Annotated in this window: 14 protein-coding genes and 1 riboswitch; of the genes, 5 read left to right on the top strand and 9 right to left on the bottom strand. The window is 39.6% G+C overall.

The annotated features are described in order from the left end of the window. Positions 1-50: 50 nt before the first annotated feature. From ABN099_RS15645 to ribB, 4 genes are all read right to left on the bottom strand, one after another. Positions 51-371 (bottom strand): CcdB family protein, encoded by a 321-nt coding sequence (locus tag ABN099_RS15645; protein ID WP_349465019.1) that lies wholly within the window; start codon positions 369-371, stop codon positions 51-53. Next, the gene (locus ABN099_RS15640) at positions 371-622 is read right to left on the bottom strand and encodes a type II toxin-antitoxin system CcdA family antitoxin (RefSeq protein WP_349465017.1); all 252 of its coding nucleotides are present in this window, start codon (positions 620-622) and stop codon (positions 371-373) included. The genes ABN099_RS15645 and ABN099_RS15640 overlap by 1 nt, the downstream gene beginning before the upstream one ends. Positions 623-989: 367 nt before the next feature. Then, positions 990-1,775, bottom strand: a complete 786-nt coding sequence (gene ygiD / locus ABN099_RS15635; protein WP_349465015.1) for a 4,5-DOPA dioxygenase extradiol — start codon at positions 1,773-1,775, stop codon at positions 990-992. 177 nt (positions 1,776-1,952) lie between these two features. Continuing rightward, positions 1,953-2,606 carry a 3,4-dihydroxy-2-butanone-4-phosphate synthase gene (gene ribB / locus ABN099_RS15630; RefSeq protein WP_349465013.1) on the bottom strand — a complete coding sequence of 218 codons (654 nt, stop codon included), beginning with the start codon at positions 2,604-2,606 and terminating at the stop codon, positions 1,953-1,955. 120 nt (positions 2,607-2,726) lie between these two features. After that, positions 2,727-2,886: riboswitch (FMN riboswitch) on the bottom strand. Positions 2,887-3,088: 202 nt separating this feature from the next. On the opposite strand from ribB, the gene ubiK reads away from it, so the two are divergent. Beyond that, positions 3,089-3,397: a ubiquinone biosynthesis accessory factor UbiK gene (gene ubiK / locus ABN099_RS15625; protein WP_349465011.1), complete on the top strand. Its 309-nt coding sequence runs from the start codon at positions 3,089-3,091 to the stop codon at positions 3,395-3,397. 300 nt (positions 3,398-3,697) lie between these two features. Here ubiK and hldE read toward each other — a convergent pair whose 3' ends face one another. The 3 genes from hldE to ABN099_RS15610 form a co-directional block, all read right to left on the bottom strand. Next, a complete protein-coding gene (gene hldE / locus ABN099_RS15620; RefSeq protein WP_349465009.1) occupies positions 3,698-5,122 on the bottom strand; it encodes a bifunctional D-glycero-beta-D-manno-heptose-7-phosphate kinase/D-glycero-beta-D-manno-heptose 1-phosphate adenylyltransferase HldE in 1,425 nt (474 codons plus the stop codon). A 101-nt stretch (positions 5,123-5,223) separates the two neighbouring features. Further along, on the bottom strand, positions 5,224-8,058 hold the full coding sequence (glnE, locus tag ABN099_RS15615; RefSeq protein WP_349465007.1) for a bifunctional [glutamate--ammonia ligase]-adenylyl-L-tyrosine phosphorylase/[glutamate--ammonia-ligase] adenylyltransferase: 2,835 nt from the start codon (positions 8,056-8,058) through the stop codon (positions 5,224-5,226). 26 nt (positions 8,059-8,084) lie between these two features. After that, positions 8,085-9,008: an inorganic triphosphatase gene (locus ABN099_RS15610; protein WP_349465005.1), complete on the bottom strand. Its 924-nt coding sequence runs from the start codon at positions 9,006-9,008 to the stop codon at positions 8,085-8,087. 219 nt (positions 9,009-9,227) lie between these two features. Here ABN099_RS15610 and ABN099_RS15605 point away from each other — a divergent pair, with 219 nt between their 5' ends. Both ABN099_RS15605 and ABN099_RS15600 read left to right on the top strand, forming a co-directional pair. Next, complete coding sequence (locus ABN099_RS15605; protein WP_349465003.1) at positions 9,228-9,851, top strand: TIGR04211 family SH3 domain-containing protein; 624 nt, start codon at positions 9,228-9,230, stop codon at positions 9,849-9,851. A gap of 27 nt (positions 9,852-9,878) precedes the next feature. Beyond that, entirely contained in the window at positions 9,879-11,117 is a 1,239-nt protein-coding gene (locus tag ABN099_RS15600) for a multifunctional CCA addition/repair protein (RefSeq protein WP_349465001.1), read from the top strand. Positions 11,118-11,124: 7 nt separating this feature from the next. Here ABN099_RS15600 and folB read toward each other — a convergent pair whose 3' ends face one another. Next, positions 11,125-11,475, bottom strand: a complete 351-nt coding sequence (gene folB, locus ABN099_RS15595; protein ID WP_349465189.1) for a bifunctional dihydroneopterin aldolase/7,8-dihydroneopterin epimerase — start codon at positions 11,473-11,475, stop codon at positions 11,125-11,127. Positions 11,476-11,579: 104 nt separating this feature from the next. Between folB and plsY the strand changes: the two genes are divergently transcribed. Beyond that, positions 11,580-12,236: a glycerol-3-phosphate 1-O-acyltransferase PlsY gene (plsY, locus tag ABN099_RS15590; RefSeq protein ID WP_349464999.1), complete on the top strand. Its 657-nt coding sequence runs from the start codon at positions 11,580-11,582 to the stop codon at positions 12,234-12,236. Positions 12,237-12,334: 98 nt separating this feature from the next. On the opposite strand, the gene tsaD is transcribed toward plsY, so the two are convergent. Next, positions 12,335-13,354 (bottom strand): tRNA (adenosine(37)-N6)-threonylcarbamoyltransferase complex transferase subunit TsaD, encoded by a 1,020-nt coding sequence (tsaD, locus tag ABN099_RS15585; protein ID WP_349464997.1) that lies wholly within the window; start codon positions 13,352-13,354, stop codon positions 12,335-12,337. 342 nt (positions 13,355-13,696) lie between these two features. On the opposite strand from tsaD, the gene rpsU reads away from it, so the two are divergent. After that, positions 13,697-13,912 carry a 30S ribosomal protein S21 gene (gene rpsU, locus ABN099_RS15580; RefSeq protein WP_001144069.1) on the top strand — a complete coding sequence of 72 codons (216 nt, stop codon included), beginning with the start codon at positions 13,697-13,699 and terminating at the stop codon, positions 13,910-13,912. The last annotated feature ends 82 nt before the right edge of the window (positions 13,913-13,994 follow it).

Raw genomic sequence — 13,994 nt, 5'->3', positions numbered from 1 at the left:
TATTCAAGCACCTCACTTGCTTATTAAGTAGTGGGGTGTTTTTTTATTTCCTAAATCCCAGAAATAATCATATCCATAGCAGCTACAATTTCAGTATGAACGTCAGGTATAACACACACAATATCAGCTATTTTTAATTGGCTTTTTGCCATTGTTGTTACTGATTTTGTAATGATCACACATTTCTGATTATCTATCTCAATCACTGGCGTTAATATTTTTAATTGAGAATTTTTATCTGATAGCAGCGCTATTGGCATAATAATCCGCGAATCAAAATCCCCCAATAAATCATTTTGAATATCAATAATATAAGGGTATCTTTCTCTCGATTTAAGCGATTTATTGCGATACACCGTGTACTGGGACATTAAATAACCCCATATTCATCATCATCCGTAAACAGACCCATTTCATGCTCAAACTCATTAAGGGCTTGGATACGCTCTTTATTTTCTGCTTTCCACTGTTCCCGTTTTTTTTCACGAATGGCGTCAGATAACATTTGATCGAGTGTTGCTGACAAATTAATTCCAAGCTCTCTCGCTTCGTCCACCAATTTTGCTGTTAGATACACATTAACTCCTCGTTTATCCTTTTTACTCATTACTAATGTTTTCATTATGCACTCCATTTATACGCATATTTTATGATCATGTTTATGCACATAGTAGAATAAATAATTATCGACATCAAACTTAGAGTAGGCTCAAAAAACAATCTGAACGATTTTATTAACTAAAGAAGTAAAAATATTCATTTAATTAAGGCTAATCTTATCAGACTCTTTTTTGATAATAAATAAAACCAATACAAACAAATAGTTAAATGTGTTTATCATATCTAAATAAAAAATTGGAATAGAATATGGTTATATGATTTTAATTAGTAATACATATTATTTATGACATAAAAAAAGCTAAATTCAGTTAATGGAATTTAGCTTTTTATTTTATTAATTCACTTTACAGGATGGGAGTATTGAAGTTTTATCCAATCTGAAATGTCATCATACTGAGTGATTTATTAACAATATCATTATTTAAAAGTGTTACCTTTTCACCTTTCTGTTTTAAACCTAAAATATACAGTACAGGTAAAAAATGCTCTGGTGTTGGATGAGAAAGCTTACCTTCTTCAGTAGAAAGAATATGAAAAAGTGCTTCTGGTGTTTTATCGCTTTCTAAGCTGCTTTCTATCATGTCATTAAACGCTAATGCCCATGGATAAGGCGTTGTATCACTATTTTTCCAATCCATCATTCTTAAATTATGAACGATATTTCCACTACCAATAATCAAGACGCCTTCTTTACGTAACTCAACTAATTTTTGACCTAATTCATAGTGCCATTGAGCCGATTGACATGCATCGATGCTTAATTGAACAACAGGAATATTCGCATTAGGGTACATTTTTTCGAGTATCCCCCAACTACCATGATCTAATCCCCATTGATCCATATCGAGCTTTAATTTAATCGGATCAATAAGATCTTCAATTAATGCAGCCAAACTGATCGAACCTTTTGCTGGATACTCGATTTGATATAACTCTGGCGGGAATCCATAAAAATCATGGATAGTTTTTGGCTGAGACATTGCTGTTACATAGGTGCCTTCGGTATACCAGTGTGCTGAAACAACTAAAATCGCTTTAGGCTGTGGAAGCGCTTCCCCTAACTGCGTCCAGAGGCGAGTATATGCATTATTTTCTAATACATTCATTGGGCTACCATGTCCAATAAACAGAGCCGGCATCATTGTTGTGTCCATAATCACCTCTTATGGCTTTGTTATAATATGACGATAGAATACTGCCTTCTTACTTGAAATATAGTCAAAGAAGTATGAAATAGTTATTCAAAAAATATGAAAAAAGCCGCCTGAGTTTCCTCAGACGGCTTGATATAAGTGTGTGTGTGTTTCAGTGTCGTTTACAACGTATTATTTTCAGCCGACTTTTTTCTCCTCACGAAGACGATAAGCAACCAGATCTTCAATCGTTAGTACTGGCATATTGTGCTTTTTAGCAAAAGTAATCACCTCTGGTGCCCTTGCCATTGTGCCATCGTCATTAGTGAGCTCACATAACACCGCAACAGGTCTAAACCCTGCTAAGGTGGCTAAATCGATAGAAGCTTCTGTATGTCCACCACGGGTTAACACGCCGCCAGGTTGTGCACGTAATGGAAATACGTGACCTGGGCGATTTAAATCGCCTGGCTTAGCGTCATCAGCCATTGCTGCACGAACTGTCGTTAAACGGTCTGAAGCAGAAACTCCGGTTGTTACACCTTGAGCAGCCTCAATGGTTACTGTAAATGCAGTATGAAAATGGCTGGTATTATTTTCAACCATCATAGGCAAATCAAGTTGTTGACGACGTTCTTCTGTAATACATAAACAAACAATACCACTGCCATGGCGAATAGACAGAGCCATTTGCTCAGTTGTCATTGTTTGTGCGGCGAAAACCATATCGCCTTCATTTTCACGGTTTTCGTCATCAAGCACCATCACACCGTTGCCAGCACGAAGCGCTTCGAGAGCACGTTCTACACGTTCAAATGAATTACCAAATTCGGAAAGTAGCGTCTGATTCATGGTAAAAAAACCTCAATAATTAATGAAAGTTACCAGAATCAGGGCAGTCTTAGGAGTGGATCTCTACTTAATAAATAAGTAGAAACAACAGAAATGGATACAGTGATCCTACTGATGCTATTTTACTCTCTCCCATCCAGACTTTAACTGTCGGCCCCAGAATTACACTGAGTCTGCTGACCTTTGAATTGCAATGGCAATACAAAGCGCTCGCGGGCTTTACCTGAATAATTAGGTATTTACCGCCGGTGGGGACTTACACCCCGCCCTGAGATTAACGGCAAAACTATACGCTTTAAAATAATAAGAGGCAATCATCAATCAGTAACAATCTTTGTCGAGTCACATATTCAGTTTACGATATACGTGTTATTTAACTCTTTATAATAAAAAAGTAACAATAATCCTCATATCTGGTTTTATTCCCAATGGCTACATATTACACTTAGCCTAGCTTTCTATTTTATTGATGAGGACTTCCCATGTTGGACCCAAAAAAAATTGAACAGGTCGCACGCCAAATCCAGAATATTCTGCCACAAGGACTAAAAGATTTTGGTGATGATATTGATAAGAAAATTCGTACTGTTCTACAATCTCAATTAAACAAATTAGATTTAGTTAATCGTGAAGAGTTTGACGTACAAACTCAGGTGCTATTACGTACCCGTGAAAAACTGTCACGTTTAGAACAACGTTTAAATGAGTTAGAAGCGGGACAACAAACTGAAGTGGCTCAAATCGAAGTAACTGAAGTTGTTGTAGAAGATACAACTGAAGATAAAGCATAAGCTATCGCATTATCATAATGCTATTTGCAATCCCCTGTATCACCACAAAAAGGTACAGGGTGGTTTATTAGAAAAGGAAAATTAACACCCTAGGTATCACTATTTAAATTAAAATAAACCATAGGTAAATAGGTTAATGCTTCACGTATTTTTCTAACCAACTAAAAGAACATTAATTACCCCAGAAAAATAATAATTAAAACCAATCAATCAGATTATTTAGCAACCTAAAACACACCTATTTTATGCAATAAAAAAGCACTCCGAAGAGTACTTTTTTGTGTCGCATTTAAGCTGTGCTTATTTCTTTTTAATCGCATTAATGATGTTTGTTGTAGAAATGCCATCTTCAAAATTTAGCACTTTAACTTCACCACCAGCAGCCCAAACTTCTTTGCTACCTGCGATATCTTCAGGTTTGTAATCGCCACCTTTTACCAAAATATCAGGCAATACAGAAGCAATTAGACGCTGTGGTGTATCTTCTTCAAAAGCAACAACCCAATCGACAGCACCTAAAGCGCCAAGCACTGTCATGCGCTGTTCTAATGGATTCACAGGGCGAGTTTCACCTTTTAAGCGCTTAGTAGAAGCATCACTATTGACAGCAACAATTAGACGATCCCCTAATTTACGTGCGTTAGCCAAATAGCTTACATGTCCCGCATGAAGAATATCAAAACAGCCATTGGTCATCACAATACGTTCGCCACGTTGACGCGCTAACTCAACAGCTTGTTTTAATTGCTCTTCTGCCATCATGCCAAAACCATTATCAGAACGACCACGGATAGCATTTTCAAGTTCGATAGGCGAAACGGTAGATGTACCCAGTTTACCAACCACAACACCTGCGGCAGCATTAGCTAGGAAACAAGCTTCAGCCAGTGATTTACCCGCAGCTAACGAGGTTGCTAAAACACCAATAACAGTATCGCCAGCACCCGTCACATCATAAACTTCTTGCGCTTGGGTTGGTAAATGTAACGGCGCTTCATTAGCACGAATTAAACTCATGCCACGCTCTGAGCGGGTAATTAAAAGTGCTTCGAGTTCTAACTCACGAACGAGCTTAGCCCCTTTTTCAACTAATTCTTCATCACTATGACAAACACCAACCACTTGTTCAAACTCAGACATATTTGGTGTTAATAGTGTGGCACCACGATAACGCTCAAAATCGCTACCTTTTGGGTCGATTAAAACAGGGACATCCGCTTTTCTGGCAAGCTGAATCATCTCTTGAACATGAGAAAGCGCCCCTTTAGCGTAATCAGACAAAATTAACGCACCAATAGAAGGTAAGGCTTGCTGAATACGTTCATAAATTGGCTGTGGATCAACGTTGCTAAATCCTTCCTCAAAATCGAGGCGGATCAACTGTTGATTACGAGAAAGCACTCGCAATTTAGTAATCGTTGGATGTGTAGCGACAGAGACAAAGTCGCAACGCACATTGACCTGACTTAATGTGTTACTCAATGCTTTTGCTGCTTCGTCAATGCCCGTTAATCCCACTAAGCGTGAATTAGCACCCAAAGAAGCAATATTCATAGCAACGTTAGCCGCGCCTCCGGGACGCTCTTCGGTGGTATCCACTTTAACCACAGGAACTGGGGCTTCAGGTGAAATTCGGCTTGTTGGGCCATACCAATAGCGGTCTAACATGACGTCACCGACAACCAGCACATTGGCTTTATTAAAATCCGGCAGCGTTACTTTCATCCCATACTCCACATTTATTTTCCAAAATAAGCCCAAATAATACCATAATTCGATAACCAAATAGAGAAACACATCAGATTATAGGTTTCATATTATCCATATCATTCATCAAGCCATTTTATTTTACTTTGTAATACACTTTGCCGTTCTGACATAAAGCAGCTGTTATCTACAACCGCGGGTACTGCTTGCAAAGCAAGGTGATGCAATTCATTGCGCAGTGTGACATAAGCATGAGTTAAAGCCTGTGCTTCTTCCTCTGTCATCACTTGATGTTTTGCCATTAACTCGAAAATACGCACATTATCAGACCAACGAGTTAATGCTGGATATTGATAAGAGAAACGCAACACCAAATATTGGGCAATAAATTCAATATCGGTAATACCACCAGATGAGCTTTTTAAATTAAATTTATCAGCTTGTGTTGGTGCTAGATGCTGTACCATTTTTTGGCGCATTTCTCGCACTTCATTTTTTAACACTTCAACATCACGAGAAAGACACAGGGTTTCATGACGAATACGAGAGAACATCTGTTGTAATTGCTCATCACCATAAATGACTCTAGCGCGAATTAATGCCTGATGTTCCCATGTCCACGCTTCACTTTTTTGGTATTCATCAAAAGCTTGAATGGTACTCACTAACATACCTGATTCGCCAGAAGGACGTAAACGCGCATCCACGTCATACAGCACACCTGAAGACGTTCTGGTACTAAACAAGTGGATAATACGTTGAGCTAAACGTAGATAAAATTGGCGAGCATCAATCTGTCTTGCGCCAGTGGTTACGGTATTTATCGGGCAATCTAATAAAAACACCAAGTCTAAATCAGAGCTATAGCCTAACTCCCAACCACCTAATTTACCGTAACCAATAACAGCAAATCCTAACCCCTCTCTATGTGCTAAATGTTCTGGTTCGCCATAGCGTTTCACCATATATGACCAAGCTTGATGAACCACAGCATGAATAATAGCTTCGGCTAGATAAGTGAGATGGTCGCTAACTTTCATAACCGGCAATACACCCGTTATATCTTCAGCCGCAATACGTAACAGTTGTGCTTGCTTAAATTGTCGCAATGCTTCTAGGCGCTGTTCTTCATCGTCTTCTGGTACGCGTAATAAGTATTGGCGTAGTTCATCACGATAAGCATCTAAAGGAAGTGGTTGATAGAGTGAGTTAGGATCAAGAAGTTCATCTAATAACAGAGGATGTAACGCTAATTGTTCTGCAATCATTGGTGATGCCGCACATAAGCGAATAACGTGAGTCAATACTTCATCAGACTCTTGTATTAGTTCTAAATAGGTTGTGCGGCTAACAATACTCAACAGCAAAGGTGTTACTCGCTGCAATATCATCGCTGATTGTGGCTGCTGGCAAATCTTTGCCAACAATTTAGGCATTAATAAATCAAGAACATCACGCCCTCTTGGGCCAATGGTTCGTTTACTGATGTCTTGACGAAAGAGATGTAATTGCTGACAAATAGCATCAATATCATCTTGGGTAAGAGATGGGTGAAATAGCGTTGATTCTTCGGGGAAATGTCCTAATAACCAGAGCGTTTTAAACGCAGAGAGATCTTTTTCATCTTCATTTTCGTCATCATCACCAATCAGTTGAGTAAAAATAGCAGCAACAACACTCATCTTATTATTAATATCCTGATAAAGCGTTACCCAGTTTTTATATCCCATCGCTACAGTTAGGCGGATTTTATCATTTTCATCATCAGGTAAAGTCTGCGTTTGCTTATCACCCATTGATTGCAATAAGTTTTCTAGTCGACGTAAAAAAAGATAGCTATCGGTTAGCTGCGTTGTCTCTTTTTCTGTTAACAGCTCAAGTTTTGAGATAACTTTAAGCACAGATAATAGCGAGTTACTTTGTAAATCTGGCTCTCTACCACCACGAATTAATTGAAAAACCTGCGTAATAAACTCAATTTCACGAATACCACCAGCACCTAATTTAATGTTATCAATCATACCACGACGACGCACTTCACGGCTTATCATTGATTTCATATTACGAAGCGATTGAATAACACTAAAATCAATATAGCGGCGATATACAAAAGGGCGTAGCATTTGGCGTAATACCTGACAATAGTCTCTCTTTTCAGCGCCTAAAACTCGAGCCTTTATCATTGCGTAACGTTCCCAATCACGCCCTTGCTCTTGATAGTAATCTTCTAGTGCCGCAAAGCTCATGACCAAAGGACCACTTTCGCCAAAAGGGCGTAGTCGCATATCAACACGATAAACAAAACCATCAATCGTGTGTTGATCTAACGCTTTTATTAATTTTTGCCCTAATCGAGTGAAAAATTGCGCATTATCAAGTTCACGACGCCCTCCTTGAGTAACGCCATTTTCTGGATAAGCAAAAATCAGGTCAATATCAGAAGAAAAATTAAGCTCAAAGCCCCCCAGTTTTCCCATACCTAAAATCAGTAATGGTTGAGGCTTACCTTCGCTATCACAAGGTGTGCCCCATTGCTGACAACACTGCTGATAAAGCGTATCTCTCGCAGCACAAATTAAGGTTTCGGCTAATACACTTAACTGTTTTAGGCTACAAACTGTGTCACATAATTGGAAAAACTGAAGCCATGCAATACGAACCAGTTGCTGATGACGGAATTGACGTAAAACACGCATTAAATCGTCTTCATTATCAATATTTGCTAGTTTTTCTGATAATTGTGTCTCATATAATTGCCATTCAGAACCTATCGGCGCTGCTTGTCGAATATCAATTAACCATTGAGGATTCACGCGTAAATGCTCAGCAGCAAATGGGCTAAAAGTTAAAAACTGCTGCTCTTGCTCACTAAAAGGCGCTAGCGCATTAAGCGGAGAAGATAAACTGCATTGTGTTTTATCCCACAATTGTTGAAACGCATCGATAGCAGACATAAATAGGCTCTCAAATTATCAGTAAATTAAGCAATAGATAACAACCACGCCATTGACGCTAATTTAAATCTTAACCACAACACATGATAATAATCGGTCGCTGTTGTAAGTGATAACGGCGAAATCTCACTTAATGATTGGCTAATAACGGCAGGCAATTCAACTTGTTTTTTACACCAATCAGAAAACAGTGCCAACATAGCAGGCATAGTAATTGTAGGCGGCGTTGGATTAGCAAAAATGGCTTCTTCTAAAGATTGAATTGATGACAACCATTTAGTCAGTTGTTGAGCCGTTGTATCACTAGGAGAAAGATTAACAACACTCAACGTTAGTGCAGGTTTATTTTTAGCTAAATAATATCCTCTTGCCGCTTTACTGCGAGAAGCCAGACGCAATCCGCCTTTTTCACCTAAAAATGTTGCTAAAGCGATTAAATCAGAGACATTGCCTGTTTTTAGCTCTAACTCAAACTCTTCAATAGGCAGTTCATTCTCGCCAGAACGAATAGCACCTTTATCCAGTACCACTTCGATTTGGCTATTTTGGTAATTAACCAGCCAAATTTCACGATAAAAATCAGTATTAAACAGTACGCGTAAATTCGCCTCTAATTGCGTTAGATCGCAATCTTGTTGCCAAATTTCAGCTGGAAAACGGGATAAATCTAATTTTGGCTGTTCTAATATCACATTATATTCTGGACGTTGATGCAACCCAGCAATCACTTTGCCTGCGGTTTTAATCGTCATTTCATAGTGATTATCAACACCACGAATACGTAATCCCATATCCCGACTACGCATTTGATTATCTGAGGTTTCAAAGTAAAGATTAGTCAGCTTTTTAGCCACAGTATGCTGATGAGGGAGCGTTGAAATTCGCTGAATAATATGAGGAATAGCGGCGGATATCGCACTGAGTTTTAATTCTGTTTCTATTTGGCTCATTCTATTTCCCTTAAGTAAATCAATTGATTAGTAAAATATTTGGCGATTTTTCGCTTTGCAAGTGATAGCCTTATTACTCAAATGAATAAAAGGCAGATTTCCCCTATATTCTACCAGTTAAGAGTGTTCTCATTCTGGTTTACTATTTGCTTACGCAAACTTTACTCTTTAGTATCAGTAAAAATATTCTCTTGTATAGATAAAAAAGTTGAAAACATAATGCGAAAACTACCCTTACTTTTTATTTCCTTACTTGGCTTAGGCTTTTCACTAAGCTCACACGCAAATGAAACTCGTTATGTTTCCGATGAATTATCCACTTATGTCCATAGTGGTCCAGGAAATCAGTATCGAATTTTAGGCTCTTTAAATTCAGGTTCGACAGTAACTGTTCTTTCTCGTAATGCAGCAACGGGCTATGTGCAAATCAAAGACGATAAAGATCGCATTGTTTGGCTACCTGAAAACCAATTAAGTACACAACCAAGTATGCGTACTCGTATTCCAGCAATGGAAAAAGAGATCCAAACCTTACGCGATAAACTCGCTAATATCGATCAAAGCTGGAATCAGCGTACCATTGATATGCAAAGTAAAGTTTCAGGCAGTGATGATATCATCAATGGCTTGAAAAAAGAGAATGAACAAATGAGAACCAAATTGGCAGTTGCTGAGAAAAAACTCGACTTTGCCAATCAACAGTTAGATGACAGACAACGCGATATTATCTTACAGTGGTTTATGTATGGTGGCGGTGTTGCGGGTGCTGGGCTTATTTTGGGTCTGATCCTTCCTCATATCATTCCACGTCGTCGCAAACGTAATGATCGTTGGATGAATTAAAGACGCAGAATAAAGGATAATAATCCAGTGAAAACATACCTTGTGGGTGGTGCTGTACGCGATCAATTGTTGAATATGCCCGTTAAAGATAAAGATTGGGTTGTGGTGGGTGCAACACCAGAGCAACTGTTAGCTTTAGGCTATCAACAAGTTGGCAAAGATTTCCCAGTATTTCTTCATCCTGATACGCATGAAGAATATGCTTTAGCGCGAACAGAACGAAAATCAGGTTCAGGTTACACTGGATTTACTTGTTATGCGGCACCCGATGTCACTTTAGAAGATGATTTACAGCGGCGTGACTTAACCATCAACGCCATTGCTTACTCTGCTGATGGTGAATATGTTGACCCTTACCATGGTCAGGACGATATTAATGCCAGATTACTTCGTCATGTTTCTATCGCATTTTCTGAAGATCCACTAAGGGTATTACGAGTTGCACGATTTGCAGCGCGTTTTGCCCCTTTAGGCTTTCAAGTCGCACCAGAAACGTTGTTATTAATGCAGACGATGACCCAAAGTGGAGAACTTAACGCATTAACCGCTGAGCGCGTTTGGAAAGAGACCGAAAAAGCGTTAGAGAGCAAAGCGCCTCAAGTCTATTTTGACGTTTTACGCCAATGTGGGGCATTAAAGGTACTTTTTCCTGAAATTGATGCGCTGTTCGGTGTTCCTTCACCTGAAAAATGGCATCCTGAAATCGACTCAGGTATTCACGCCATGATGGCATTAACCATTGCGAGTCAACTGACTGAAGATATTGCGGTGCGATTCAGTGCGCTTTGCCATGACTTAGGTAAAGGATTAACACCGCCAGAAAAATGGCCGCATCATCATGGACATGGTCCTGCTGGCGTACCTTTAGTTGAAGCGCTGTGTCAACGCTATCGCATCCCTAATCATATTCGGGATCTGGCAAGGTTAACCGCAAGATTTCACGATCATATTCATCGTATTGACAGAATGCGACCTTCTAAAATTATCCGCTTATTTGATGCCATTGATGCATGGCGAAAACCTGAACGCGTTGAACAATTAGCGATGGTCAGTGAAGCCGATGCAAGGGGACGAAAAGGGTTAGAAAACCTCGCCTATCCACAAAGCGCATTTTTTTGCCAAGCGTTTACTATAGCCAACAGCGTTGATATAAAACCGATTATTGACAGTGGATTAAAAGGCAGTGCAATCAGAGATGCACTCACTAAACAGCGAGAAATCGCGATTATCCAATGGAAATCGCGACTTACTCAACATGTTAAATAGCTAATTATTAAGCCCGACGTTCAATGATCACACCCACATTCGTTGCTTGTGCAACAGCGCCGGGTTTAGCTAATTTAATTTTCACTCTAGGTACAGCAAACTGTGTTATCAACAGCTGTGCAACTTCTTCTGCAACTCGCTCGACTAATTCAAAACGTCCGTTTTCAACATAATCAATAATTGCATTACTCACACTGGCATAATCTAAGCAATAAGTTACATCATCAGTTTGGGATGCGCGTTTGTTATCCCATTCCATTTCGATATCGAACACTAATTTTTGCTTAATGGTTTTTTCCCAATCATAAACGCCGATTGTGGTTATTACGGATAATTGCTCAATAAATACGATATCCATCACGTCATCTCTTATTTTTTCTGCCCATCAGATACCACTTCTGATGAAATATGAGTATTATCCATACATGTCTAACGAACTTACATAAACATTGGAGAATACAAATGAGTGCTAACGCACTTGGAATGATCATCTTCGCCTACTTGTGCGGCTCAATCTCCAGCGCGATTTTGATTTGCCGACTGGCGAGGCTTCCTGATCCAAGAAAATTTGGCTCCGGCAACCCTGGTGCCACTAACGTTTTACGTATCGGCGGTAAAGCTGCTGCTGCAGCGGTACTTATCTGTGACGTCTTAAAAGGGATGATCCCTGTTTGGATCGCCTACTATTTAAATGTGCCTCCATTTTATCTTGGGATAGTCGCAATAGCTGCATGTCTTGGGCATATCTACCCTGTTTTTTTCCACTTTAAAGGCGGAAAAGGCGTTGCCACCGCATTTGGTGCAATTGCCGCTATAGGTTGGGATTTAAGTGGCCTTATCGCAGGAACATGGCTTCTCACTGTACTGCTCAGTGGTTACTCATCACTGGGTGCAATAGTCAGTGCATTATTAGCACCGTTCTACGTTTGGTGGTTTAAACCCGAATTCACCTATCCCGTTGCTTTACTATCCTGTCTGGTACTTTACCGTCATCACGACAATATTCAACGTTTATGGCGTGGTCAAGAGAGTCGTATTTGGCATAAGTTAAAGAAAAAGACAGAAAAAACAGAGAAAGAGATTATTCAAGAAGCGAAAGATCAAGAAAAAGAAGATTAGCGCTCTTTTGGTTAAATCTATTTTCTTAATACTGGTAAAAAAGCCACTTATTAAGTGGCTTTTTCTGTATTTTTAAAGCTAAAAATAGGGCTATTTAATTAGCTTTTTAACGCTGGCAATTCAGCTAATGGCCAACGAGGTCTTACTGTTACGCTAAGAGGCCCTTCTGTGCCACCTTTAAAGCGGATCATTCCTGCAAGCGCAATCATGGCACCGTTATCCGTACAAAGCTCAGGACGAGCATAAAATACCTCGCCACCAATTTGCTTCATTACGGCTTCCATTTTCGCGCGTAATGAACGATTAGCACTTACACCACCCGCCATAACTAAACGTTTAAAGCCCGTTTGCTCTAATGCACGACGACATTTTATTGCAAGTGTATCAACGACTGCATCTTCAAAAGCACGCGCAATATCAGCACGAGTTTGGTCTGAAGTATCATTTTGACGAATCGTATTAGCCGCAAAGGTTTTTAAACCAGAAAAACTAAAATCTAACCCTGGTCTATCTGTCATTGGACGAGGAAATACAAATCGTCCAGCAATACCTTGTTGTGCCATTTTTGATAACACGGGACCACCAGGATAATCTAATCCAAGTAATTTAGCCGTTTTATCAAAAGCTTCGCCCGCCGCATCATCGATAGATTCACCTAATAATGTGTATTCACCGATCCCAGTTACGCTAATTAATTGGGTATGACCACCAGAAACCAGCAGCGCCACAAAAGGAAACTCTGGGGTTCTCTCTTCAAGCATTGGTGCCAGTAAATGTCCTTCCATATGATGAACAGGAATAGCAGGGACATCCCACGCAAAAGCTAAAGAACGACCAATAGTAGCACCAACCAGCAGTGCGCCAACCAAACCAGGACCTGCGGTATAGGCAACTGCATCAATATCTTTTGCGCTTAAATTAGCTTCTTTTAGCGCAGCTTGAATCAAAGGAACCGTTTTACGGATGTGATCCCGTGATGCAAGCTCAGGTACAACACCACCATAATCAGCGTGAAGTTTTATCTGGCTATAAAGTTGATTTGCTAATAGACCGGCTTTATCATCGTATATTGCGATACCGGTTTCATCGCAAGATGTTTCAATACCTAAAACTCGCATGACGCTTTCCAAATTCTTCCTCGCGTAATCGCGTAATGTGTCAATTATATCATTATTTCGGTGATTTTATACGCCTTCGCGATATCTTTTACACAGCAACATGTGACAACTTTCTTTTTCTGGTCTATAATTATCCACCTATTTTATGTAATTTAAATGTGTGGTTAGCGACTATCACTTTGTGTTCTTGTAAAAAAAGAGACTAAAGTGAGAGTTTGCGTTTCAATTTTGTGCATCTCTTTACAAAGTGCCCTGCTTTGAAGTAAAATTCCGCACCATTTTAAATGTCGGCTGGCTTAAATAATGCCAGCGCAAACCGATTTCTATTGAGGTGAGAGGCACATGCCGGTAATCAAAGTACGTGAAAACGAGCCATTTGACGTTGCTCTTCGTCGTTTCAAACGCTCTTGCGAAAAAGCAGGCGTATTAGCAGAAGTTCGTCGTCGTGAATTTTATGAAAAACCAACGACTGAGCGTAAACGCGCTAAAGCATCAGCAGTAAAACGTCACGCTAAAAAATTAGCTCGCGAAAACGCACGTCGTACTCGTCTGTACTAGTATTTTGCGGCTTATCCCGCAACATATGCAGACACTGTAGTCGCAGTTAAAAGGCCGTGCTTTCTCATGAAAGCGCGGCTTA

The organism is Proteus hauseri (genome assembly GCF_040139125.1).
Taxonomy (GTDB): domain Bacteria; phylum Pseudomonadota; class Gammaproteobacteria; order Enterobacterales; family Enterobacteriaceae; genus Proteus; species Proteus hauseri_B.
This window is presented reverse-complemented; position numbering and strand designations above follow the sequence as displayed.